Here is a 25,252-nt window from a genome sequence, read left to right on the forward strand (position 1 = left end):
ATAATTGGAGCGAACGTATCCTGCTAGTAGAAAAAGCTTGTGATTCAGTGTTTGTTCAGTTTCTAGATGGAATAATTCAACGTCCATGTAAACGAAAACCAGCCCATGTAAGGGATAAGTAATTTTCCGGCCACTTTGTCAACCTTGTAAAATTCATAAGCGGTTAACGAGATCTTGGCAAACAGAGCAGTCATCTCAATAAGCGCAGTTCCTCGTAGGTTCCATTTAAAAAAGAGAAAGGAGCATATATAGTTTAATCCTAATTGGAGTTCATAAGGAGTCAGGATTTTTTGCAGTTCTGCTCGATACTTCGCATACCCCACCAATCCATATCAAGAAGTCCAGGCAATTGGAAATACAAAAGAGGGTTGGGCTGAAGGAGGGTTTTTCCAGTTGTGTTCTTATTCGCTGATTCGAAACGGTAAAACGGATCTTACCTGAGATGAATAGGATAAGGTGAAAGGTGAAAATAAGCACAGAAACAGAAAGGGTGAAAGAACTGAGCGAACAACAACGTCAGACAATGATTGTCACGGGGACTGGAAATGTAACCGGGAAACCAGATTTGGTCACGATTCAGCTAGGCATTACGACACGTGCAGAACAATTAGCTGATGCCCAGGCTGAGAATACTAAACGCTCGCAGTCAGTAATAGATCACCTTTCCACATTAGGAATCCGAAACAACGAAATTCAGACATCATCTTATACAGTTTCTCCCCAATATGATTACGTCGATGGACAGCAGCGTTTTCGAGAATACGAAGTCCAGCATCAGCTCCATGTAATTGTGAAGGATATTCCGAAAATCGGAGAAATCATTGACGCTGCAGTGCAATCAGGTGCAACTGAAGTATCTTCTATTCAGTTCGGAATTGAAAATTCATCAGAACTTTATGAACAGGCACTAAGTGAAGCGTTCCATAATGCACAAGCGCATGCTCTTGCGTTAGCACAAGCGGCTGACGTTGTACTGAATCAGATACCTGTGAATATCCATGAAGGTATAAAAAGTGAAGCTAGACCATTCGCGGTTCAAATGACAAAAATGAGCGCTGTTCCGCGAATTGATCCGGGGGCATTAGAAATCCAAGCAACTATTACAGTAACGTTTAGTTATCGCTAAAAATTCTTTGGAATATATTACAAACCCCTTGGGGATACTGGGGTTCTAGAGAAATGTCACATTTTCTTCATTTCATGTCTTACTGTTTCTGTCCAAAAGATGATATAGTAGAATGAAGGAAATATGTCTTCTCACTTCTTATCATTCTTTAAAGGATGCGAACTTATGCAAAAAACAATGGAGCGAACGCTCGAAAAAGACCAGCAATCGTCGACGCTTGCTAATGATCTTAAATATTTATTTAAAGGTCCTGTGTTAATTGCAAATATTCTTCCTGTTTTTGCAGGGTTTTGGCTTGCTATCTATTTCTATGGTGGCACATTTGCTGAATACATTTCACTTTTCTTCTTAACAATGGCAGGCAGCACGATGCTTATGGCCGGGGCACTTACGTTAAATAACTGGTACGAAGTTGACCTGGACCGAGTGATGGCTCGTACTCAAAATCGACCTACTGTAACCGGGAATATTTCTATGGCGACCATTCTGAAAATCGGGATTGGGTTATCGATAGTAGGTGTACTCCTGTTATATGCTGCTGCACCAAGCGCAGCCATTTATGGGTTTATAGGTTGGTTTACGTATGTCGTCCTATATACGATGTGGTCGAAGCGGAAGTACACACTAAATACGGTTATCGGGAGTGTATCAGGCGCGGTCACCCCGCTTATCGGATGGGCAGCGGTAGGACCGTCTTATCACATGGTACCGATTGTTTTGGCAATTGTGCTGTTCATCTGGCAAATGCCGCACACATTCGCAATTGCGATTAAGAAAGTGGATGAGTACCGTGCAGCAGGTGTTGCGATGCTACCGGTAGTTAAAGGAATTCCGATGACCAAGCGTCAGTCGATCGTCTATACCGCGTGTCTTTTACCACTTCCTTTCTTCTTAGCAGCATTCGGCACAGGTTTCATCGTGCTAACTACGGTTATGAACATCGGTTTCTTCATCCTAGCTCTCGCAGGATTATTCATGAAAGACGATTACAAATGGGCACAATGGTTGTTCCTATATTCCGTCAATTACATGACCATTTTCTTCATGTCCATGATCCTCATGACTACTTCAATTCTTTAACTAGATAGAGAAAAGGCAGAGTGCATACGCGCTCTGCCTTTTGTGTTTGTTAAAAATCCATAAAGGAATCTTGCTCAGCACGCTGGATATCTTCTGCAATCAGTTGCAAATCATCTGCAGAAATCGTTAAGACTTCATACGGTTGCTGCTCCGCAAATTGTTCAGCCATCCGCTTCATGAACTTCGGCGATCCATCGTTCTCTTCGTCGTAAACGACAAGCAAACCATCCGAATTTCTCAGTAAAAACTTATCCCGCTCGATGAATTGCCATGGCGCTTCATAAGGACGTTTCGTCAAACTCACTTGATAGTCTGCTATAAGCTGAAGCTCTTCGTAATCTTGCTTTTTCACATCATTCCAATTTTTATCCTGCTCTAAAAAGGGGGTAATGAGTGCTAGTTGAAGACTAGGAAAAGTATCTCTTAACTCATCCACGACTTGTCCAGCCCACGTTTCACACCCAGGCTGACCGCTAATAATAACCCATTCCAATCCGTTCTCAACGAGCCCCTGAAGCCTGTCTGTTAATGCTCTTTTTATAATAGCAATGCCAGGGTGCTTGGCATCGAAAATACCAAGCTCATGGGGTTTATAGCCAGTAACAATTACTCGTTTCATAAAAACTCTTCCTTTCTACTCGACTTCACAATGCATGGCATCTTTAGCTTCTCGCCAGGGGACCGCGTACCCTTTGCCTTTTGCACAAAACACCGATGAAGACGAGTAATCAGGATCGACCGATTTGTCGTACCCGATGCGTTCTCCTACTTCTTCTGGATTGTGACAATGGCCATATCCATCCATTGTCAGAATAAGAACTCCTTTGCCGCCAGTGTATGAAGCAAATTCTGTACTATAATTCATGAATGTTGCAACTGGGACACGACCAGTTACAATCGTATGGTTCCCAGAAGTTTCAGGTGCATCAAAATTCCCATGAGCCGTTTGAATGTCTGTCAATGCACGTCCAATATGATCACTATCAATTTTCATCTTAAATTTATAATAAGGTTCAAGAAGGAGATTCTCAGCTTGTTCCAAACCTTGTCGAAGAGCACGAAACAGAGATTCTCTAAAATCGCCACCAGAGGTATGCTCATTATGGGAACGTCCTGTTAATAACGTAACCGAAATATCGGTAAGGGGGGAACCTGTTAAGATCCCGTGATGGTCGCGTTCAAACAAATGCTTTTCAATCACACGTTGGTGACCAGGGGATAGGGCGTCCGTATGGCAACGTGACGTAAAGTGAATGCCTGAACCGCGCTCAGCAGGTTCCATTTTGACGTGTACTTCGGCATAATGTTTTAGCGGTTCAAAATGACCGTATCCTGTGACTGTCGAAGTTATTGTTTCTTTATAAAGAATAGTGGGAGTTCCAAACGTAATTTTCATATTGAACCGTTCAAGGACAATATGTTGCAATACTTCAAGTTGGATCACACCCATAACCCGGATTTCAATTTCTTGGCTATGCTCATTCCATACCGCATGTAGTGTTGGATCTTCAGCATCGAGCATGTTGAATACGTTCCAAACGTCTTTACTAGAATAGGATGAATCATGCTGGACAGCGGCTTTAAGTGCAGGAATCGAATTGAATGAATTTCGTTCGTCTTGAAGACCAATCATGTCACCAGCAGTTGCATTTGTTAGTCCTGTTACAGCAACCAAATCACCAGCAGTTGCTTCAGAGATTGCTGTAAACTTAGATCCGCTATACACCCTGATTTGTGTCACTTTTTCAGAAAGGCCACCCACCGTTAACTCATCTCGTACGTGTAGAGTTCCGGTTGAAACTTTTAGATACGTAATACGTTGTCCATTTTCATCATGGCGAATCTTATAGACGGATGCGGTAAAGGGCTTACGATCATCGTCCGTATCTGGTCGATCTATGAGATTTACAAAAGAAGAAAAGAAAGGCTCGATGCCGATGTCCTTTAATGCGGAGCCTTTACCAGTCGGAAAGACTCTTCCGTCCTGTACTTGTGTCTTCAACGTTTCCATCCAAATCGTTTCATCATAGCCTGTTTCTAAATATTGATTGAGTAACACTTCATCTCGCTCCGCAAGCCATTCCACCAATTCTTCAGACATTGTTCCATCATTTGCGATTTGTCCCAAGTCGAAACAATTTACAGACAACGCTTCTTGCAGTTCGTTCATAATGGCAGCTTCATCAGCTGTTTCCCGATCCATCTTGTTCATAAATAAAAATGTGGGAACCTTTGCATCTCGCAGCAATTGCCAGACCCGTTCTGTATGCCCTTGGACACCGTCAACAGCACTCACTAATATAATCGCAGCGTCCATTACTTGAACAGCGCGTTCCATCTCAGGGGAGAAGTCGGTATGCCCCGGAGTATCGATTAATGTAAATGCGCTTCCCTCATACTCAATCTCCGCCTGTTCCGCAAACACAGTAATTCCACGTGCGCGTTCAATCGAATGATTATCCAAAAAAGTATCTTGATGATCCACCCGACCACGTTCCCGTATCTGTTTCGTCAAGAAAAGAAGTTGTTCTGAAAAAGTTGTTTTCCCCGCATCCACATGCGCAAGAATTCCTATTGTTTGTTTCATCTATGTACCCGCCATTTCACTAAGTCGTTGTATGGACAGTATAGCACCAACACGATTTCAGATGAAATACGGAATGTCTTTTATCGCAAGTGTAACCATATCCAAAAAACATGAAATCCAGATAGGACTGCATAAAGTCCAACTGTAAATTGAAGAAGTCTTTGCACGATCCTTGAACGAGCAACAACCGGTTGAAAAGTAAATAGGACTAATGGAAATACAACCTTTACAAAATAAAATCCCAAAACACTATATTCATACACATAGTCCATCACTGGATTCGCTTCCTCAATCAGCTCAAAACGTAATCCGAAATCGGTAGCCAGCGCATCGAATAGAGACATTCCTAACAGCAGCCAAAGCAAGCGATTCGAACCAACTGAAATAAAACCTTCAATTCTTTTCACATCTTCCATAGAAACTCCCCATTCTGATAGGCATTGCTAGTAGCATGCATAACAAAAAGATCGTCTATACAAGGAGCTGAAATTCTATCCCTCAGATATGCGCTTATCTGAAACAGATGGCAGCATAGGTAATTATGTGGTTCTAAACTTAAATGTAATTTATTGCAGAGATGAAAATTTAATACAATATCTTATGCGTGTTAATAAAAAGATAGACTGTTTTACTCAATTCGCATATTAGCAAAAGTGTTTTTTAAGGTGAAAATTAAATATTGTGAATAAGGTTAGGAGATTCATTGGGAATTTGATACAATTTAACTGGGATGATGAACTATTAAGTTATACAAACCGTTAGATTTACGGAGTGTATATAAAATTAGAAAAATAGCGGTTTGTTTAATTCTAATGTGTCTCATTGTTACCTATCCATAGGGGAATGAAAAAATAAGGTAAGGAATTTGAGTTGGAACAAACTAAAAGAGAGAGTGGATAATTATGATAATATGGTTTCGCCACTTACCGAAAATAAGTATGGATATGGTAGAATGGATTCCTTTCATAAAGAGTAAGTGGTTTCGAAGGTACTATATGAAGTTTGTTTATTTACTCCAGATAATTATTTTTCTGATGTCTCTATTACTTGATGCGTGGGTTAGTCGTATCGATACGTATTCTCTGATCTTAATAGGTCTCTTTGTTTTCATCATTCATGAATCCCTTCACATTCTTGTGATAAATAATAAAGGCGATATTAGCTTAACATTTAGCGGTACATTCTTTTGGATACATACAAATGCAGTCTTATCTAAAATGAGATTTTGGTTCTTCATGAGCCTTCCCTTCTTTGCATTGTCCGTAATGCCTGCCATTGTATCAGTCTTTGTATCAGGAAATATTAAATCGATTTTATTGTTTGTAAGTTGGATAAACTTAATAATCTCAGCATCTGATATCATAAATTCATTGTTAATTGCCATTAAACCGAAAAACTCAGTATTTTGCAGAGGTTATTATCGAGTGGAGAAGAGTTAGTAGCATTTCTACAATTAAGGTCTAAGATAAGTGATGCAAAAAAACATTTAATTTTATATTTTTTACAAACGGATAGCTTCACTCAAATAAGGCCTCAACAAATGGGAGCGCTTGTTGAACTACATGAAATCGTCAATTGATATTCTTCTTTATTACGCAACCAGACCAAAACGTATCGAAACAACTAAGCAATTCAGTATATGCCGATTTAAATTTTTTTCTAACAGTGAGATGATCTTTGGCACTTTAGGTGGGGTTAATTTCATTGATACAAATCTTGGAGAAGGAAAAATGCCAATCTCATTTGATAGGTGTGACCTAGAAGGAAGTAAATTTAGTAACAGTAATCTTAGAATTGTAGAAATACAAAATAGTGATGTGACAGGTATGAAAATAGATGATGTTCCAGTAGAAAAGCTTATTGATGCTTACTATCGAATTGAATGAAAATATCACCTTTGATTTTAATTGCTTCTTTAACCAATGGATGAAATAGCTTTATAAGCGATTGCGCCTATTCAGTAAAAGGGGAACATTCTTGAAAGTAAGTGGAAATAAAATACTAAATAAAAAAGGAGTCTTTTTATTGAAACAAGCCTTACTAGTCATTGATGCACAACAAGAATTAATTGATGGTAATGAAAAAGAGATGAGCGTCTTCAATAAAGATAATCTGTTGGATACTATTAATTCAGTGTTGAAAAAGGCATTAGTCTCGGAAAGTATTGTTGTTTTCATACGTGATAAAGATGTTGCAGAAGGCCAGGGGAAAGGATTCGAGATTCATCCCGATATTGATATACCTAAAGGGGCAAAGATATTTGATAAAGAGGCAACAAATTCGTTTTACGGCACTCCATTATTGGGTTTTTTACAAGTTAATAGGGTTGAACACCTGGTTGTAATGGGTTGCAAGACGGAGCATTGTATCGATACAGCAATTAGAACAGCAACAGTCAATGGTTTCGACGTGACCTTAGTTGGAGATGGTCACTCAACAACAGATTCCCAATCTATCACTGCCGAGCAGATTATCGACCATCATAATGAAGTCCTGCATGGGCATTACAATGTTGATAATTTTTCAGTAGTTAGAAATGGGAGTGAAGATTTATTTATACCTAATCACGATGATTATCGATAAAATTTATTTATATTCTCTTCAATCGGACAATTCTTATTCAATTATTTGAATCATGAATGATACGGAAAAATTACAATGAATGAAAATGAGACTGGCTATATTTTATAGTCAGTCCTATTTGTATTTCCTTTTTATTCAATATCGACTATTGATTAACAATAGTGGTTTGTTATAATTGCAGGTAGAATGTTCAGAATAATATAATTGAAGGGGTGTAGATTTGAGCAGAATCGTAATAAAGGATATCTCCAAAACCTATAAAAGCCATGTAGTCCTAAACTCGATTTCATTGACAATTGATGAAGCTGGCATTTGGGCATTAGTTGCGCCTAATGGAGCGGGTAAGACGACATTACTCAATATTGTCGCGAATTTGCTGAAACCGAGTTCTGGAAAGGTGACGTTATTTGGAAAAACCAATACGGATCATCGGATTTTTAAGGAGGTTTCTTATTTACAGGATAACTCGGTATTGTTCGACTATCTGACGGGGTACGATCATTTGAAATATGTCTGTGATGTCCAAAAACTCCCAAAGAATCGAATTGCAGAAACCGCAGCTTACGTCGGGATGGAAGGTTATTTAAAGAAGCGAGTGGGTAGTTATTCGCTTGGTATGAAGCAGCATTTGCTGCTCGCGGCTTCCATCCTTTCCAAACCTAAGATTTTACTGATGGATGAACCCTTGAATGGGCTCGACCCTTCCAGTGCGATTCTTGTGAGAAATATTTTGAAGGAATTGGCTGCTCAAGGTACAACAATCATCCTCTCATCGCATAACTTGAGTGAAATTGATCGGGTTACTCGACAGGTGCTGTTTCTAAAAGATGGGAAACTACTAGAAGAGAACATGGCACACTATGAAATGATCTCCTATCAGTTCACCATGTTGCAAAATGAGGAGTGGGAAACAAGGCTGAAGACATTTAGTTTTCCTTTTGAAAAAGTGGACAAAGGGTATGACATTCAGCTGGCACACCACTCATTTCAGGATTTACTCAATCTAGTTGCTGCCGCGACAATCAGTATACAGGATATTCAAAAAGTTATCTCAGGAACTGAAAAACGTTATGCAGAACTGTTTAACGTACGAGAACCCGTATGAAAACCAGTATGTTTGAATGGAAAAAGATCCGAAGGCTTAAACTTTTTGTGGCATTGGCAGCAGCCACTTTTTTACTGATAACCGGGATGTATATACACAATGTCGTACAACAAGATTTGATTCCAGCGAAAAAGATTGAGTACTTCTCAAAGTTTCTCACAGAAGTTTCCCAGCAAAATGATACTGATCAGCAAACTCTTCAAAAGAGTGAAGATCCAGAAACCAAAATGCGTCTTGAGATTGGTATGGCGTTGGTTGGAGCATTGAAAGAATTGCAAGATGCCATTGAAAACAGGGAAGGAAATGCTGAACTGAGTTTCGAAAATACCGTGTATCAAATAGCCACGGAGTACAAATCAGCATTAGGAACATTTTCTCTGAGCCAAAAAGAAATGGATCACATCACACAAGTCAATCAGGAATTAAAAAAGCGCAACTTGATAAAAGAAGATTTTGATTTATCGATTGCCCAGCCGTTGTTCATGAAAAAGGTGACTCATTTGCTGTTAAGCCCTGTTGGCTTCTTAATAGCCACCTTACTGATTGGTAATGCCTTCACAAAAGAATGGGATGATAAATCAATGCAGTTCAATCGTGTGCTCCCGGTTTCATCGGCAGAGAGAATAATAGGTCGTCTCTTCAGTTACTGGCTCGCATCGTTTGTCTGGCTAATAATTATCTATGGGATTTCGTTCTCTCTTCCTTATGCAGGTGGTCGTACAGAACAGTCATTGTTCAGTTACCCATTTGCTAATTCTAATGGACAGTTCAATGAGGCAGGTGGACTCCTCGTAAATTCAGGTATCTACAGTGTATTGTTCCTCTTGTTTTCATTTACAATCTTTTTACTTGTTGGGAGCATGTTGCGAAATGCTATTATAACTGTGCTACTGGTATCAGCGGTTTTTATCGGAGGATGGATCGTAACCTCAGTCGGTGTGATATCTGTCTGGGATCCGTTTACGTACCAACAGCCGATTCAGGTAGCAGAGCAGCAAAAAAGCCTTTCTCCAATTAGTTTACTGATCCTATCTGGACTTTCTATCGTTGGAACAATCCTTGCGTGCATCGCAGACAAAAGGAGGGCACTCTCATGAAAACCTTCTTGTTCGAATGCAAAAAACTGTTTAGGAAAAGAAAGGTATGGACGGCAGCGATTTTAACCTCAGCAGCAATTATCGTTCTGTACCTCTTTTTCTATCATACTGCTGAAAGCATCCGGTCTGTAAATAGTCTGAAAGCAGAACAGTACAAAAACGTATTCACATCAATGTCCGAAGAGGCGCGTACAGAAATAGCACGATCAGAACGTACAGGGGATGATAGCGCAGTCAAGGGATTGAAAGAAGCAATTGTCCGCGCGGAGAAATCTCAAGAGAACTATGAGCAGCTGATTTCTGATTTTCAAAATCGTTCCTGGAAAAGAATTTACCAACAAGATCTAGATTTCCTGGAGATCGCAATAAATGAAAAAGGAAGTACGATTATCGAGGAACAACCAATTAATGACTTTACACTGCGTGCAACCAAGATAGAAAAAGAGTGGTTGCTGAAGAGGAATTTGGATCCACTAATTCAACAAACAGTTTATACAGCCTATTTGCCGACAATCTATGATACGTTCACTGGAAAAGCTGTGGAAGAGTGGAAGAAAATCACTACACGGTATGCTGAAACAGGCGTTGGCTTTACGTATACGATGATGTCTAAATATTACTTACCGTTGCTTGGGCTCATTTCCTGTTTTGTGTTTGGAAATGGTTTTTCCTCACAGATGAATCGGAAAGAACGGGGATTGCATTTCGCGATGACCCAACCTGTACGAAAAACTACGCTGTTCACGGCGAACTATGGAAGTGCAATTATATCGGTTGTCGGTTTCTTTTTATTCCTTACGGGACTTCCATTTTTGTGTAGTCTTTTAACAAAAGGGATTGGAAGTTTTCAGTTTCCTGTGCTTGTGTATGAAGGTGGTAAGGAAAATCCATTCGGCAGTGAGTTTAATGCTCTGAATCCAGAAACGGATCTGTTCCACTTCATACCTTTTCAAACTTATTTTCTGAAAGCGCTTGTTCTTGGAGTATTACTAACGCTGGTTTTGCTCGGGTTGTATACGCTTTACTCATTACTTATAAAATCAGCTATTGGCACATTGGTGTTGACGGGGGGGACCGCAGCAGTTGGATGGATACTCTTAAAGACATCTCCATACAATCCATTCACCTACTTAGATATTCATGGTGTTTTAAATGGAACGCTTGCTGCAGAAGCGTTTAATCCAGCCTTCTCGTTTGAGTCAGGAGTAGGTGTATTAGCAGTAACAGTAATCGTATTTCTAACGATCAACTTCTTAGTGTTTCAATGGTTAAGCAGAAGAGTTGCCTAGTGAAAAGGACTGATCACTTGTATAAATAAGTGATCAGTCTGTACATAGTTTTGAGTTTCTGTGTTATAAGCTTTCATTTTAAGTACTATAATTCTTCAAGTAACTGGCTGATAAAAATTAATATTATGAAACGTGGGCGTCTAATGGATAAGCGCTTAACTTCACTCAGGGCTACTTTGATTAAGAAGGACTTATCCCTTTATTATTGAATTGGAGTAATAGAACATTGAATATAGGAGTGAAATTATGAGTGAAATAATTAATTATTATAATCAATTTGATGAGTGGGGAAGACTGGATCGAGAACCAATTGAATTCCAAGTAAACTGGCAATTTATAAAAAAATATATGCCTAAAACGGGCCATGTGCTGGATAACGGTGCTGGGCCAGGGAAATACTCAATCGAGCTAGCTAAAGAAGGTTATCAGGTAACTCTAACCGATTTTACACCAAGGTCAGTTGAAATTGCACAACATAAGGCAAAAGAACTCAATTTAGAAAGACAATTTCATGGTTTTTATGTAGCAGATGCGAAAGAACTAAATATGATTAAAAATGAACAGTTTGATGCGGCATTAATGCTTGGCCCTATGTATCATTTACAGAAAGAAATGGATCGTATAAAAGCAGTTAAAGAATTAAAAAGGGTTACAAAAAAGAACGGACTTGTTTTTGTCGCCTTTATGCCAAGAGTTCGCCATATACTTACATCACTTTTATCTCCTTTAAACTGGAAACCAAATGATAACATGGATAGCATTATTCAATTTTCCCAGACAGGTTGCTTTAATCACGCAGATGAAGGACGTTTTACAGGTGCATACTACTTTAATATTGAGGACATTAATCCTTTCATGGAGGAACAAGGATTTGAAACTTTGGAATTAATAGGATCAAATGTAGGGGCTATATTAAATAATGATAGCTGGAGTTACTGGAGAGATAAGGGGGAAGAAGAGGTGGAAAAAATAGTTACTTTAATTAAAGATAGAGCAGCAGATCCTTATGTTCTCGGTATATCTTCTCACTTGCTATATATAGGTAGAAAAAAATAAAAGGGCTGTCGCAAGAGTCATTCCTCTGACTTCTTGGAACAGCCCTTTTTTGCATCAATGGATTGCGGACTTAAACCGGGAACCGTGAGTCTCTTGCGTATCCATAATGGTCGTAAATGCGGAAGGGTCTATATCGTGTACGATCTCTTTCAACTTGGTCAATTCAAGGCGAGTCACCACTACATAAATGACATCTTTTTCGTTATCACTATATCCACCTTTACCGTGCAACTTTGTCACAGACCGTCCTAAACGCTTACCAATCGCAGTAGCTAATTCTTCGAATTCATCCGAAACGATAATGGCTGCTTTTGTCTCGTCAAATCCTTGAATTACCGCGTCGATTGCTTTAGCCGCTATGTAATAAGTCAAAATGGAGTACATTGCTTTTTCAGGCCCGAGAACAAAACCTGCCCAGCCGAAGATAAAGATGTTCAGGAACATTACAAATTCTCCGACAGAATAAGGTATCTTTTTAGTCAATAAAATCCCTAATATCTCAGTTCCATCCAGTGCACCACCATTTCGAATGACAATTCCTACACCCGCGCCAAGAAGTATTCCTCCAAATGCTGTTGCAAGTAGGGGGTCTGTCACAAAGGGGCCGACTGCTTTCAATGGAAATTCAATGACTGCCAAAAATACGATGGCAAAAGTGGAAGAGAGGAAGAAGTTTTTCCCGATATGCTTGTACCCGAAAAATACAAACGGTAAGTTAATAATTAGGATCAAAATTCCGAATGGGATATCAGTTAAGTAATTGATAATCAGTGAAATCCCGATAATCCCACCGTCAATGACAGAGTTAGGTATTAAAAATAGTTCCAATGCAACTGCGGCTAGGCCAGCGCCAAACGCGATAAATAAATATCGAAGTATAAAGTGCCAGAATGTCTCCTTTTTATGCTCCTTTTTCATAGGAAGTAACCACCTTTGTTCTATAGAGTTGTGCCCGGATTATTATCAATATCTGGGAAGGAGGGAGCGGATATGTGTAGAATCATTCTGATTTAATAAGTATACCATTGTAACCGTTTACAGAAAAACTATTGACAATGCAGAAAAGCGAGTTTATTATTCCATTAACGACTATTAAGCGACAGTTAGTGCTAGTCTGACATTTTACTGGGGGTGGTTCCAAATGGAACAGAGAAAAACTAGAGAAAAACGGGAGATTAATTTTTGGATGGCGATCCTACCGTTAGTCATTATGATTGGCGTTATGCTTGTCACAGTGGTTTGGCTCGAACAAGGCCCTCATATGCCGTTAATCGTTGGTACTTCGATTGCATCACTTGTCGCTTGGAAATATGGTTTCAATTGGAAAGAAATAGAGGAAATGATGTATAAAGGAATTCGCCTAGCACTTCCGGCAGTCGTTATCATCATGCTGGTCGGACTCACAATCGGTGCTTGGATGGGTGGAGGAATCGTCGCAACGATGATTTTTTATGGACTAAAGTTAATTACTCCTGCTTGGTTCTTAGTCGCAATCATGATTATTTGTTCGATCGTATCTCTCGCAATCGGAAGTTCTTGGTCTACCATGGCGACGATCGGTGTTGCAGGAATGGGAATCGGACTCAGCATGGGAATTCCAGCGGGTATGGTTGCAGGAGCGGTCATTTCAGGTGCTTATTTCGGTGATAAAATGTCACCGCTTTCAGATACGACAAACTTAGCTTCCGGCCTTACCGGTACGGATCTTTTTGATCATATTAAACACATGTTGTATACAACTATCCCTGCGCTCATTATTGCATTCGGTGTATTTACTGTGCTCGGCAGGCGTTTTGCTGATGGAAACCTTGATATGGAAAAAATCGCTCAAACTTCTAAAGTCTTGAAAGAGAGCTTTCTGATTTCACCTTGGCTGTTACTCGTACCTCTCGCAGTAATCGTTATGGTAGCGTTAAAAGTTCCAGCCGTTCCAGCTTTGATCGTCGGGATTGTAATGGGCTTCGTAAGTCAAATCTTCATTCAAGGCGGATCAGTTACAGAAGCATTGGTGGCTCTACAAGAAGGGTTCTCTATTAAAACCGGGAATGAGCTTGTAGATAATTTGTTTGACGGTGGCGGTTTGGACTCGATGATGTATACCGTTTCAATGACTATTGTTGCGATGACGTTCGGCGGAATCTTAGAGTATTCCGGCATGTTGAAAGCGATTATGGATCAGCTTATGAAAGTTGTGAAGTCGACATCATCCCTCATCATCTCAACGATTGGTGCATGTGTTATGACGAATGCAACGTGTTCTGAACAATATATTTCGATTGTTGTCCCTTCACGTATGTTCAGTAAAGCCTATAAAGACAAAGGTCTCAGTTCGAAAAACTTATCCCGAGCACTTGAAGATGGGGGAACATTAACGTCTGTATTCATCCCATGGAACACGTGTGGTGTCTTCATCCTCGGAACATTGGGTGTTGGAGTGACAGAATACGGACCATACGCAATCATTAACTTTGTCGTACCGATTCTGTCCATTATTTATGCGTTAACTGGATTCTCTATTGTGAAAATGTCCGCAGAAGAAAGACAACGCGTGGATGAGGAAGAAAAGAAATTACAAGGGAATTCGTTAGAAGAAGAGCAACAAGTGCCCGTCCATTCTTAAAAAGAGAGGCTGTCCAGTAGATCAGGTGATAACTGATCCACTGGACAGCCTTTTCGTTAATATACCGGAAAGTTCAGCTCATAGACAGCGCGGGGTCTCCCTTGACGATACGTCATCTCTTCACCGACTGTGTTTACATATTCACTAGTTAATAATTTTTTAATCGTTCGTTCTGCCGTCCGACGGGAAACACCAAGGTGACTCGCTAAATCGTTAGCAGTGAATTGAGTAGACTGCTGGCTTTGTCCGAATGTAACAAGTTTGGATAAGACCGCCGGACTTAGAGCTGTTTTTTCAGCAATTTCGGTGAGGATAGGTTCAATCACTCTCAATTCAATTGCGCTACCATTGGTTTGAATGAGATTATGTAGCTCTTTCTTCTCATCCAACAAATAGGGCCCAGCGTTGTGTTCGGTTTGCATATATCGGAGGGCACTGACAGCGTTTTCCTTCGCAGCGGTAAGTGTCCGGCCACTACCGAAAGCCAATTGTCCGCTCACTTGGACAGCGAGCTGTTGAAATAGAGGGGTGTGGAGCGCAGATTGTATAGCACCTTGAGTTGTGTAAAACAAGAACCCCTCTTCTGAATGGATACAATGAGCGTGCAACACCTGTGCGAGCCTTTTATAAATGTCCTTCACTTCAGTTGTCAGAATAGAATTATCTAAAATACCTGCAGCGATTTTTGACGTCTCGCTTTTTTGTAAAAGTGCTTCTTGGCAAACACGGTCAATCGTTTTTAAAAAAGAACTTTTCACACTGATCATTTTAAAAACAGGAATTCCTTGTTCAGTTAAGCGATCGTAAACCGCGTGTACACTTGTAACAGCCACATTTGAAGGGGAATTTGCATAAGCCGATGCATGGAATTGTACAACTTCTTCTAGCACATAATTTTTTTCTAACTGATAAGTTAGAGGGCGTTGTTCATCAGCCTTAATATCTGCTAAAACGTTCTCTAAAACGCTACAATCACGCACGTCTATGGACATTTTTTCTAGTTCCAACGAGTGGTGTATTGAAATTGCAAGTAAGGTAGTTGTAATTTCAGTTTCATCTTGTTTGAGATAGATGGCAGGTACAGGAATCGATTGCAGGACGTCAGTCGAAGCGACATAAGGAAGAGATCCCGAAAAAAGGATAGCGTCACAAGGAAGTAACTTTTTCAAAAGGTCAGGTGCTTCACTAGGAATGGTATATGGATACAAATCTAAAATGATATCACTGCGTTGTTCGGTAAACTGTAAAGCACGTTGGCAAAATTCTTCTGATCCAAATATCGCGACTTTTGTTCTCATCTTCTACCACCTTTTTAATTAGCGACTAATTAACGACAATGATACAATGAAAACTAGTACTTGCCAAGCAGGAAGGGGAATTTATATGAAAATTAAAGAAATTGAGATTTTTGCTATTAGACTGCCACTTCACGAACCATTCGTCATTAGTTATGCAACGTATGATGACATGCCTTCGATTATTGTGAAACTTACGACTGACACTGGAGTTGTTGGATATGGGGAGGCGGTCGCGGATGACCATGTCACAGGAGAGAGTTGGGAAGGCACGTTTGCTGTGCTCCGTCATACACTAGCTCCAGCAGTTATCGGACTCAATCCGGGTGAGTTTGAACGACTTCATGAAGCGATGGACAAAGAAATTTACGGAGTTCCCACTGCGAAAGCGGCGATCGACATCGCATGTTTCGATGCCGTTGGCAAAGATCTTGGAATACCAGCCTATCAGTTACTTGGTGGCCGTTATCATAAGGAATTCCCAATTACACACGTGTTAAGCATCGGAGAGCCTGAAGTGATGGCGGAAGAGGCAGCTCAACGCATGGAAGCGGGTTATAAGTCGTTTAAAATGAAAGTCGGAACAAATCCATCCGAAGACGTGAAACGCATTCAAGCAGTTCGAGATCGCGTTGGAGATTCTATCGCCATACGAGTGGATGTGAACCAAGGTTGGGTCAACAGTTCCACGACGCTTCAAGCGATGAAACAACTAGAAGATTGTCATCTTGATTGGCTAGAACAACCCGTTAAAGCAGATGATATCGATGGATTGGTCGAAGTGAAATCGAAGTGTGCAACCCCATTGATGGCAGATGAAGGCCTACGCGGCGTACGTGAAATGCGTGAAATCATCGCAAAACGCGCAGCAGACAAAGTGAATATTAAGTTGATGAAATGTGGTGGCATGTATCCTGCTATGAAACTCGCACACATGGCAGAAATGGCGGGAATCGATTGTCAAGTAGGCTCAATGGTCGAGTCATCTATCGGATCAGCAGCAGGGTTCCACGTCGCATTCTCTCAAAAAGCGATGTCCAGTGTTGAATTGACGGGACCTCTGAAATTTAGCAAAGATGTTGGAAATCTACAATACGATGTTCCATTCATTCGTTTGAACGAACAGCCAGGTCTCGGTATTGAAATCGATGAATCAGTGTTGGCAGAACTTACTGTGTTCAGTGAAAAAGTGGTGTCAGTATGAAACAGGTAACACTGAAAGACGGAACCTCACTACCAGTCATCAAGTTAACGGAGAGTGATTTACCTGAAATCACGCAGTTGCAAACGAAAGTCATCGAGCATTTATCCGAGAAAACATTTTTGCAACCGCTAACAAACGAGGATTTTAAATATATTTTAGAAGGAACCGGAGTGCTTGTCGGGGTACGTGCTGAAGGAAATCTTATTGCTTTTCGCGCCCTACTCGATCCAGGTGAAGATCCAGAACACTTAGGAAAAGATGCAGGCATTCCACATGAACTGTGGAGTTCCGTGCTGTATTCAGAAATCACGAATGTCGATCCAGCTTTTCGAGGGAACGGATTACAGCGACAGCTCGGTAAAATCGTGATGGAAGAAATCGATACAAATCAGTATAAGTTTGTCTGCACGACAGTTGCCCCTTTCAATATTGCGAGCATTAAAGACAAATTTGAACTTGGGATGCATATTGCAGCCCTTAGTGTGAAATACGAGACGCTCACCCGTTATATTATGATGAAAAGTCTAGTTACTGAAGTGATGGTTTCAGATGACACTTCAATTGAAGTAGGAATGGGAGAAAACGAAGAGCAGCAGAAACTTTTACAATCCGGTTGGATTGGAACTTCTATTCAAGCATGTGAGGAAGGATATACCGTGGTTTATAGAAAAATGATATAATTAGGACTATATGAATTATTTTTCATTTTCCTAAGTAGACCTATACGCCTATCTATAAGTACGATATACTAAATCTATTCGACTATAGGCGGGTGGGTATATATTATGAGAATGACTGTTGGGAAAAGACTGTGGTTTGGTTTTCTAGCTGTATTGATCATTATGGCGTTCATGGGAACAGCTAGCTTTTGGGCGCTAACCACTTTGGATCGTGAGTATAAAGTGCTTATTAACGATCGTATCCAGAAAGTGATGCTACTGGAACAACTGAATGCGATACAAAGTCAAAAGTCAAACGAAATTCGTGGTTATATGATTTTTGATCAGCTCTCGTATTTAGAAAGCCGAGAAACACTCATTAAAGAGTTTAAAGAGAAGTCGGAAACACTAGAGAAGATGCTACATACCAAGAAAAACAAAGAACTGCTTGCGGATATCATTAGCTCCTCGACAAGTTATGATGAGTTAACGGATAAAGCCATAAAAGGCTATCAAGTCGAGTCAAAAGAGCGGGGAATCGAGATTTCTTCACAAGCCTCCCTCTATCAGGATGTGATGGCTGGCCAGATTTCTGAATTGATCACTGCTCAAGAAAAAGCGCGCAGCAAGGCGGAGCTAGAATTAGAGAAATCCATTCAAACAGTAAAACTTCTGATTATCGGAATGGCGGTTCTCGCAGTAGTTGCTGGAATTGTTATTGCACGGATAATTAGTCGGATGATTGCTCGTCCTGTTGGCAAAATGACCGAAGCGTTTCAGCAAATCGCATCAGGTGATTTATCGGCTGAACCGGTAACTGTTAAAAACAAAGACGAAATTGGGGATATGGCAACTGCATTTAATGGAATGTCAAGCAATTTAAGATCCGTTATGACTCATGTAAGAGATTCTGCACATCAGCTTGCGTCACAAGCTGAACAACTATCTGCAGGAGCAGAAGAAAGCTTGGCAGCATCAGAAACGGTTGCAAGTATCTCAAAGCAAAGTCTCCAGGCCAGTACGGACCAGCAATTACTTGTATCTGAATCGAATGTAGCAATTGGCGAGGTTCTTTACACTGTAGATACGATTTCTTCTGATAATGAAGAGATGCTACGTTCTTCTGAACAAGTAACAAAATTAGTACAAGAAGGATCGGCTTCTTTGACAACGTTCTCTACTAAAATGATATCTATCAGTTCTTTAATGAAGAACTCCTCACAAACGATTACGGAAATGGCAGGGCACTCTGAGAATATCCGTGGAGTGACATCTATGATTACAGCTTTAGCGGACCAAACCAATCTACTAGCACTGAATGCAGCAATTGAAGCGGCACGTGCTGGAGAGCATGGAAAAGGATTTGCAGTTGTGGCTGAAGAAGTCAGGAACTTGGCAGAGCAATCGAAGCGATCATCAGCTCAAATCGATCAGCTTATTACGGTCATGATTGAAAATGTGGAACAAGCTGTTGAACAAACAGAAGTAAGCGCAAATCAGATGCAAGAAGGGCTCGATGTAACGAGCAGAACGAGTGAAGTATTTAAAGAGATCGAACGAGCCGCATCTGATGTGGATGAGCGTGTAAGTATGGTTTCAACTTCAATTGACACGATGAAGTCCATGATTCAAAATGTTGTGGATCATGCAACTTCAATTGAAGCGTTAGCCCAACAGGCTGCGGATGAAGCCGAATCTGCACGAGTCTCTTCAGCCGAACAACTTGCAGTCAATGAAGAGATTTCAACGAGTGCGCAAGTCCTTGCAGAACTTGCGGAGAAGTTGCAGCAAAATATGAACCAGTTTACGGTATAACAAAATCGGCCTCCTAGTTAAATAGGAGGCCGATTTTTTAAGTGCGTTTTTTACTTGGTTTACGTTGATTCACTAACGACTCGATATTATCGAGTTCACGTGCCATTTCTGCTCTCATTTCTGAAGCAGAGAGTTTCTGGTTTTTTGGTGTTTGAGGCAGAGAGGCCGCATTATTTCCACCCTTTGTATGTTCATCGCGTCCCATAATCATGCTCCTTTCATCTGGTTTCATCCTCTGAAGTATGTGCAGAATTCAGTCAACGATACGAGAAGAATGGACAAATGAAAATGTAGATTCAGGGGAATACTTAGGAGACTCTGTAGGGGTAATCGAATAGAGAATCATCGCGGATACGTCCAAAGTCAAAGGTTCAAAATGTTCTTGTTCAATTGGAACTGAGCAATTATCCTTTTTCTTTTTAGCGATTGTAACGTGTGGAGTGTATGCTGTGGACGCCGGTTTTTGTAAAACTGATTTCAGCCGTTTTGAGAGTTGTTGATAAAGTTCAGTTAACAAAAGTGTGGGTTGAGCAGAAAGATAAACAACACGAGGGCCAGCTGGATTTCCGAAAGATGATACGCCGTTTAACGCTATCGTGAATGCATCCGTGTTAGTTGCTATTGCATGCATTTCTTGTTTTACAAATTCAAGTTGGGTATGGTTGAGAGCGCCGAAAAAGAGTAGTGTGATGTGTAAGTCATCCGGATGTGGAATGACCTTATAATGGGTAGATAATTCATAATGTAAGCTACTGGCAGTGATTTTTTCTTTGACAAGGTCAAATGGAACAGAGATAGCTGCAAAATAATGTGTCATAGGTATACTCTCCTTTCTTGTTACTTAGTATAGCAAGAAAAGAATGCAGGTATGTGATAGGTAACCCGCCCGAGTCTCGCTGCATACACTATCAAGGAGCGAGAAACGAATGAACGGAAGGGGATTTCGTGAAACAATCATATGGTGAACAGCCTGACATGAATATCAAAAATGCTAAACAGCGACAATTAGAAGAATATCGTGTCAATAATTTGGGGAAACCATTGACAACAAATCAGAGTCTTAAAGTATCAGGAGACGAACAGTCTTTAAAAGCAGGAGTACGTGGGCCAACTTTGTTGGAAGACTTTCATCTTAGAGAGAAGATCACTCATTTCGACCATGAACGGATTCCGGAGCGTGTTGTTCATGCCCGTGGTTATGCTGCACATGGTGAATTTGTGTTACACAAATGTATGAAAGAATTTACGACTGCGAAATTCTTGCAAGGTGTTGGCAACACAACGCCCCTTTTTACACGATTTTCAAATGTTGTAGGGAGCAAAGGATCACTTGATACAGCAAGGGATGTTAGAGGATTTGCTGTGAAGTTTTATACAGAAGAAGGAAATTATGATCTAGTTGGTAACAATATGCCCGTTTTCTTTATACAAGATGCAGTAAAGTTCCCTGATCTTATACATGCAGCAAAACCTGAACCGCAAAACGAAATACCTCAAGCCGCAACAGCCCATGATACCTTTTGGGATTTTGTTGCAAACAACCAAGAATCTGCTCATATGATTATGTGGCTCATGTCCGATCGGGCCATTCCTGTAAACTTAAGGAAAATGGAAGGCTTCGGTGTGCACACCTTCCGTCTTGTCAATGCTGAGGGGAAAGCGCATTTCGTAAAGTTTCATTGGAAACCCAAATTAGGTATGCACTCGCTTGTATGGGATGAAGCTCAAATAATTGGCGGCAAAGATCCAGACTTTCAACGTCGTGACTTATGGGACACCATTAATGCCGGAAGCTACCCTGAATATGATCTAGGCGTCCAGCTTATACGAGAAGAAGATGAGTTCATGTTTGACTTTGACATTTTAGACGCAACAAAACTATGGCCAGAGGAAATCGTGCCAGTTCAATTGATCGGTACGATGACGTTGAATCGAAATGTCGATAACGTATTTGCAGAGACTGAGCAAGTGGCATTTCATCCAGGTAACGTGGTGCCAGGTATCGATTTTACGAATGATCCTTTATTGCAAGGTAGATTGTTTTCCTACCTTGATACACAATTACTTCGCCTAGGCGGACCAAACTTCGCGGAAATTCCTATTAATCGTCCAGTATGTCCATTTCACAACAATCAGAGAGATGGGTTCAGTAGACAGCGTATCGACGTTGGTCAAGTCAGTTATCATAAAAACTCCCTCGCGGATAATACACCATCCCCCACGCCAGTAGAAAAAGGTGGATATGGACATTATCAAGAAAAAGTAGATGGGCATGTCATCCGTGCGAACAGTCCAACGTTTGAAGATCATTTCTCCCAAGCGAGGTTATTCTGGAACAGCATGGCGCCTTATGAGAAACAACATATCATTGACGCCTTCAGTTTCGAAGTAGGTAAAGTGAAAAGTCAATCTGTGCGACAACAAGTTGTAGATATGTTTTGTAACGTCGATAGTGGGCTCTCAGCCGCAATTGCAACTGCTGTAGGAGTTAAACGTCCAGAATGTACCCCGACTGATATGACGGCATCATCTCCAGCACTGAGCATGAAGAACACGGTTTTCGTTCCAGCAACATTGAAAGTAGCAATTTTGATAGGTGAAGGATTTGATAGCACAGTCATTGGAAGTGCTGCTAGATCACTCCGTAACGCAGGCGTCACAATCGATATTGTTAGTGGAACTCTAGGTACAGTTAAAGGTACAGGAGGGAAAACTGCTATTGCAAATCAGACATTTTTAACTACATCCCCTGTTTTGTATGACAGTATTTTAGTAGGCGGTGGCTCATCGAGTAATCCAGCAGAATTTGACAGTAACATGCAAAACTATATTGAACAGCCATGGAAGCATTTCAAACCGATTGCCTTTACAAAAAATGGATCACGGTATATCCCGAAGACATCTGTCCATGAAGGTCCAGGAATCATTGTTGAGAAAAATGAGGCTGACTTTAACCAAGCCTATATAACAGCGTTAGCAAAACAACGCTTTTGGGAAAGAAACATCTTTTAATAATAGGCTTGTCGTGCCTATTAGTTATTCAAATGAATAACTTTTCAAATTCTCCTCATCCTAAGAATGAACACAGACATTCAAAGAAATGAGGAGAAACGATTGGGAATTCTAAGTGGTAATCCGAAAGATCAGCCGATGCATTATGGAGAAGTTATCGGTTGTTGGGCATATGTGGGCGCGAACAAAGGATTGATCAGCGGGTATCAGACCTTTATTAACCATGCGGGCGATGAAGGGCTTAAAAAGCTACTGCAAGAAGCGGTGGATATGATGAGAGATCACAATAAGCAAATCGAAGAAGTATTGAAAGAAAATGGCATCATGCCTCCACCAACTCTTCCGGACCGTCCGACTTGTTCTGCTGATGATATCCCTCCTGGAGCACGATTCATGGATCCTGAAATCAGTGGTGCAGTCTCCATAAACGTTGGTCAGGCGCTTGTATCCTGTAGTCAAGTGATGGGCCAATGTTTGCGTGAGGACATTGCAATGATGTTTGCCAAGTTCCATAATGATAAAGTCATGTTTGGTGCAAAGTTATTGAAACTAAATAAAGAAAAAGGATGGATTCTCCCCCCACCCATGCACTTAAATGGCCAACAGTCGAAAGAATAAAAGTAGGATTGGCCAAATTAGCCAATAAAAATATTAGGGCAGCGAAGAGCACATGTTGTATTCTTCGCTGCTTTTTTATAGGTGAGTCGAGCAAAATCGACATGTCACTACATAGAGAATGATATACTAAATCCGATAAGGGGGAGATTTAGATGCAAAAATTACAGTCAGAAGAGCAATTTGAAGAACTTAAACAAGGGGAACGCACGGTGTTTTTGTTCTCCGCAGATTGGTGTCCAGATTGTCGAGTCATCGACCCACTACTACCAGGAATTGAAGCAGACTATCCGGAATATGAATTTATATATGTAGATCGTGATCAATTCATTGACATTTGTGCAGAACACGATATTTTTGGTATTCCGAGTTTTCTTGTCTATAGCGGTGGTGAAGAAAAAGGACGGTTTGTAAGTAAGGATAGAAAAACTCGTGAAGAAATTACCGCATTTCTGGATCATCCAGAAGCGTAAAAGAACAATAAAATGGTTGCTGCTTGAGAGGTCATAGAGACTTCAATCGCAGCAACCTTTTCCATTTACATACTGAATTCCTGTTTTACCTCTTCAAGTATAATTTTTGCACCTGCTGGGCTGACGAACATGCCGTTTGACAGTTCAAAATTATCGGAAGTGATTTCTCCGGTAATCACACATGCTTCGCGGATTTTATAGCTTCTGAGAATAATGATCTCATCCTCCGTAAAAAATTCAAGTGGTTGTCCTTCAGGAAGTTTCATTGTCTCACGTAATTCAATTGGGATAACTATTCTCCCTAGATGATCAACTTTTCTTACAACTCCTAAGCTCCTCATAAGAGAACCTCCTTCGATGGTACCTGATTTCTTCTATAATCATACAATTACATGTAGTGAAATGCAAAAAAATGGTCGATTTTTTGTCGAAAGTTCATTAATGGTGAATATTTAGAATGAATGAACTTCTCCTTCTTTTTCTTGTCGATCGTCACAACTGACGTGTAATTTGATAGAATAGTACAGTTGGCACGAACGGAGGGACACGATGACTTTTACTCAATTTAAGAAATCAGCAATTTTTGACTATCTACAAATTATTGTGGGTTCGGCGTTTGTCGGACTGGCATTTACTATTTTCCTATTACCTTCACGAATAGCTGCAGGTGGTGTTTCAGGAATAAGCACGATTGTTTATGAACTGTACGGATTTAACCCCGCGTATGTACAGTGGCTCATTAACATACCCTTACTCATTTTAGGCATTGTCCTTGTGGGAAAAGAATTCAGTTGGCGGACTATTGTGGGGACATTTTTTGTACCATTTTTCATTTTCCTAACGACGGATATTAACGTTCCCATTCATAACCCGTTATTAAGTTCTATTTATGGTGGGATTATGCTTGGTATCGGTCTCGGAATCGTTTATCGGGGGAACGGCTCCACTGGTGGAACGGCATTAATTGCTCAAGTTCTGAAGAAATATACCAACTTTTCCAGTGGATTTGCTCAGCTGATTGTAGACGGTGCTGTCGTCATCATCTCGGCTTTTGTCTTTGATTTGGAACTCGCACTTTATGCCATGATGGCAATCTATGTGACGAGTAAAGTAATCGATTTTGTACAGCTTCAAACATCGCCTACGAAGCTCATCCTGATTATTACGGACCATGAGGAAAAAGTTCAAGCTCTCATTAGTAGTGAGCTCAATCGAGGGTTGACAAAAGTGAAGTCTCTAGGAGGTTACTCGAATCAGGAGAAAACGATGATCCTCTGTGTCGTAGAACAATCCGAAGCGATTTACTTTAAAAAGATTGTACAGGAACAAGAGCCGACGTCTTTCGTAATTTTCTTGAATGCATCAGAAATTCTAGGACGAGGCTTTTCTAGAGCCCAATATGACGACTGAGGAATTGCTTGCCTGTTAGGAAAACCATTTTTGTTTATGATTAGACTATACAAACAACTCAGAAATGGTATACTGTTCAGTAATTGAATACGCTTATCAAGAGAAACCGAGGGAAATGGCCCGATGACGTTTCAGCAACCCCTGACAGAATCAGGAAGGTGCTACTTCCACAAGACTTTGTCTTGAGAGATAAGAGGAACGGCTACTAACTTCCACTTTCTCTTTC

At 40.6% G+C, this 25,252-nt stretch carries 26 protein-coding genes and 1 riboswitch; of the genes, 17 read left to right on the forward strand and 9 right to left on the reverse strand.

The annotated features are described in order from the left end of the window. Positions 1-62 precede the first annotated feature (62 nt). A complete protein-coding gene (locus DVB69_RS17960) occupies positions 63-323 on the reverse strand; it encodes a TspO/MBR family protein (protein ID WP_158541088.1) in 261 nt (86 codons plus the stop codon). 140 nt (positions 324-463) lie between these two features. Between DVB69_RS17960 and DVB69_RS11995 the strand changes: the two genes are divergently transcribed. After that, positions 464-1,126: an SIMPL domain-containing protein gene (locus DVB69_RS11995; protein ID WP_116019343.1), complete on the forward strand. Its 663-nt coding sequence runs from the start codon at positions 464-466 to the stop codon at positions 1,124-1,126. 165 nt (positions 1,127-1,291) lie between these two features. Further along, on the forward strand, positions 1,292-2,206 hold the full coding sequence (cyoE, locus tag DVB69_RS12000; protein ID WP_116019344.1) for a heme o synthase: 915 nt from the start codon (positions 1,292-1,294) through the stop codon (positions 2,204-2,206). Positions 2,207-2,255: 49 nt separating this feature from the next. Here cyoE and DVB69_RS12005 read toward each other — a convergent pair whose 3' ends face one another. The 3 genes from DVB69_RS12005 to DVB69_RS12015 all read right to left on the reverse strand — a co-directional run bounded on the left by DVB69_RS12005 (position 2,256) and on the right by DVB69_RS12015 (position 5,209). Continuing rightward, a complete protein-coding gene (locus tag DVB69_RS12005) occupies positions 2,256-2,825 on the reverse strand; it encodes an SLOG family protein (RefSeq protein ID WP_116019345.1) in 570 nt (189 codons plus the stop codon). A 15-nt stretch (positions 2,826-2,840) separates the two neighbouring features. Beyond that, positions 2,841-4,793 (reverse strand): elongation factor G, encoded by a 1,953-nt coding sequence (locus DVB69_RS12010; RefSeq protein WP_116019346.1) that lies wholly within the window; start codon positions 4,791-4,793, stop codon positions 2,841-2,843. Between the two features lie 80 nt (positions 4,794-4,873). Further along, on the reverse strand, positions 4,874-5,209 hold the full coding sequence (locus DVB69_RS12015) for a DUF5658 family protein (RefSeq protein ID WP_116019347.1): 336 nt from the start codon (positions 5,207-5,209) through the stop codon (positions 4,874-4,876). A 480-nt stretch (positions 5,210-5,689) separates the two neighbouring features. Between DVB69_RS12015 and DVB69_RS12020 the strand changes: the two genes are divergently transcribed. From DVB69_RS12020 to DVB69_RS12050, 7 genes are all read left to right on the forward strand, one after another. Then, positions 5,690-6,232, forward strand: a complete 543-nt coding sequence (locus DVB69_RS12020) for a DUF3267 domain-containing protein (protein ID WP_116019348.1) — start codon at positions 5,690-5,692, stop codon at positions 6,230-6,232. 123 nt (positions 6,233-6,355) lie between these two features. Further along, entirely contained in the window at positions 6,356-6,679 is a 324-nt protein-coding gene (locus tag DVB69_RS12025) for a pentapeptide repeat-containing protein (protein WP_370452972.1), read from the forward strand. A 139-nt stretch (positions 6,680-6,818) separates the two neighbouring features. After that, positions 6,819-7,376, forward strand: a complete 558-nt coding sequence (locus tag DVB69_RS12030) for an isochorismatase family protein (RefSeq protein WP_116019553.1) — start codon at positions 6,819-6,821, stop codon at positions 7,374-7,376. Positions 7,377-7,596: 220 nt separating this feature from the next. Beyond that, positions 7,597-8,481: an ABC transporter ATP-binding protein gene (locus tag DVB69_RS12035; protein ID WP_116019349.1), complete on the forward strand. Its 885-nt coding sequence runs from the start codon at positions 7,597-7,599 to the stop codon at positions 8,479-8,481. After that, positions 8,478-9,578 carry an ABC transporter permease gene (locus tag DVB69_RS12040; protein WP_116019350.1) on the forward strand — a complete coding sequence of 367 codons (1,101 nt, stop codon included), beginning with the start codon at positions 8,478-8,480 and terminating at the stop codon, positions 9,576-9,578. The genes DVB69_RS12035 and DVB69_RS12040 overlap by 4 nt, the downstream gene beginning before the upstream one ends. Then, on the forward strand, positions 9,575-10,867 hold the full coding sequence (locus tag DVB69_RS12045) for an ABC transporter permease (protein ID WP_116019351.1): 1,293 nt from the start codon (positions 9,575-9,577) through the stop codon (positions 10,865-10,867). The genes DVB69_RS12040 and DVB69_RS12045 overlap by 4 nt, the downstream gene beginning before the upstream one ends. A gap of 246 nt (positions 10,868-11,113) precedes the next feature. Beyond that, complete coding sequence (locus DVB69_RS12050) at positions 11,114-11,923, forward strand: class I SAM-dependent methyltransferase (protein ID WP_116019352.1); 810 nt, start codon at positions 11,114-11,116, stop codon at positions 11,921-11,923. A 54-nt stretch (positions 11,924-11,977) separates the two neighbouring features. On the opposite strand, the gene DVB69_RS12055 is transcribed toward DVB69_RS12050, so the two are convergent. After that, the gene (locus tag DVB69_RS12055; RefSeq protein ID WP_116019353.1) at positions 11,978-12,841 is read right to left on the reverse strand and encodes a YitT family protein; all 864 of its coding nucleotides are present in this window, start codon (positions 12,839-12,841) and stop codon (positions 11,978-11,980) included. A gap of 223 nt (positions 12,842-13,064) precedes the next feature. On the opposite strand from DVB69_RS12055, the gene nhaC reads away from it, so the two are divergent. Beyond that, complete coding sequence (gene nhaC / locus DVB69_RS12060; protein WP_116019354.1) at positions 13,065-14,543, forward strand: Na+/H+ antiporter NhaC; 1,479 nt, start codon at positions 13,065-13,067, stop codon at positions 14,541-14,543. Positions 14,544-14,599: 56 nt separating this feature from the next. On the opposite strand, the gene DVB69_RS12065 is transcribed toward nhaC, so the two are convergent. Continuing rightward, positions 14,600-15,841, reverse strand: a complete 1,242-nt coding sequence (locus DVB69_RS12065) for an HTH domain-containing protein (protein WP_116019355.1) — start codon at positions 15,839-15,841, stop codon at positions 14,600-14,602. 85 nt (positions 15,842-15,926) lie between these two features. Here DVB69_RS12065 and DVB69_RS12070 point away from each other — a divergent pair, with 85 nt between their 5' ends. The 3 genes from DVB69_RS12070 to DVB69_RS12080 all read left to right on the forward strand — a co-directional run bounded on the left by DVB69_RS12070 (position 15,927) and on the right by DVB69_RS12080 (position 19,516). Next, positions 15,927-17,042 (forward strand): mandelate racemase/muconate lactonizing enzyme family protein, encoded by a 1,116-nt coding sequence (locus DVB69_RS12070; protein ID WP_116019356.1) that lies wholly within the window; start codon positions 15,927-15,929, stop codon positions 17,040-17,042. After that, positions 17,039-17,722, forward strand: coding sequence for a GNAT family N-acetyltransferase (locus tag DVB69_RS12075; protein WP_116019357.1), 684 nt, complete (start codon positions 17,039-17,041; stop codon positions 17,720-17,722). The genes DVB69_RS12070 and DVB69_RS12075 overlap by 4 nt, the downstream gene beginning before the upstream one ends. 105 nt (positions 17,723-17,827) lie before the next feature. Next, complete coding sequence (locus DVB69_RS12080; protein WP_116019358.1) at positions 17,828-19,516, forward strand: methyl-accepting chemotaxis protein; 1,689 nt, start codon at positions 17,828-17,830, stop codon at positions 19,514-19,516. Positions 19,517-19,553: 37 nt separating this feature from the next. Here DVB69_RS12080 and DVB69_RS17705 read toward each other — a convergent pair whose 3' ends face one another. Then, on the reverse strand, positions 19,554-19,721 hold the full coding sequence (locus DVB69_RS17705) for a hypothetical protein (RefSeq protein WP_199562859.1): 168 nt from the start codon (positions 19,719-19,721) through the stop codon (positions 19,554-19,556). A gap of 48 nt (positions 19,722-19,769) precedes the next feature. Continuing rightward, positions 19,770-20,333 (reverse strand): RNA 2',3'-cyclic phosphodiesterase, encoded by a 564-nt coding sequence (thpR, locus tag DVB69_RS12085; RefSeq protein WP_116019359.1) that lies wholly within the window; start codon positions 20,331-20,333, stop codon positions 19,770-19,772. Between the two features lie 158 nt (positions 20,334-20,491). Between thpR and DVB69_RS12090 the strand changes: the two genes are divergently transcribed. The 3 genes from DVB69_RS12090 to DVB69_RS12100 all read left to right on the forward strand — a co-directional run bounded on the left by DVB69_RS12090 (position 20,492) and on the right by DVB69_RS12100 (position 23,616). After that, the gene (locus DVB69_RS12090) at positions 20,492-22,528 is read left to right on the forward strand and encodes a catalase (protein ID WP_116019554.1); all 2,037 of its coding nucleotides are present in this window, start codon (positions 20,492-20,494) and stop codon (positions 22,526-22,528) included. 102 nt (positions 22,529-22,630) lie between these two features. After that, entirely contained in the window at positions 22,631-23,146 is a 516-nt protein-coding gene (locus DVB69_RS12095) for a DUF3231 family protein (protein WP_116019360.1), read from the forward strand. 152 nt (positions 23,147-23,298) lie between these two features. Continuing rightward, positions 23,299-23,616: a thioredoxin family protein gene (locus tag DVB69_RS12100; protein ID WP_116019361.1), complete on the forward strand. Its 318-nt coding sequence runs from the start codon at positions 23,299-23,301 to the stop codon at positions 23,614-23,616. 65 nt (positions 23,617-23,681) lie between these two features. Here DVB69_RS12100 and DVB69_RS12105 read toward each other — a convergent pair whose 3' ends face one another. Further along, a complete protein-coding gene (locus DVB69_RS12105; protein ID WP_116019362.1) occupies positions 23,682-23,957 on the reverse strand; it encodes an AbrB/MazE/SpoVT family DNA-binding domain-containing protein in 276 nt (91 codons plus the stop codon). A 208-nt stretch (positions 23,958-24,165) separates the two neighbouring features. On the opposite strand from DVB69_RS12105, the gene DVB69_RS12110 reads away from it, so the two are divergent. Beyond that, positions 24,166-25,026, forward strand: a complete 861-nt coding sequence (locus tag DVB69_RS12110; protein ID WP_116019363.1) for a YitT family protein — start codon at positions 24,166-24,168, stop codon at positions 25,024-25,026. Positions 25,027-25,116: 90 nt separating this feature from the next. Next, positions 25,117-25,222: riboswitch (SAM riboswitch) on the forward strand. The last annotated feature ends 30 nt before the right edge of the window (positions 25,223-25,252 follow it).

Origin of the sequence: Sporosarcina sp. BI001-red, from assembly GCF_003384035.1 — a bacterium.
Classification (GTDB): Bacteria; Bacillota; Bacilli; order Bacillales_A; family Planococcaceae; genus Sporosarcina.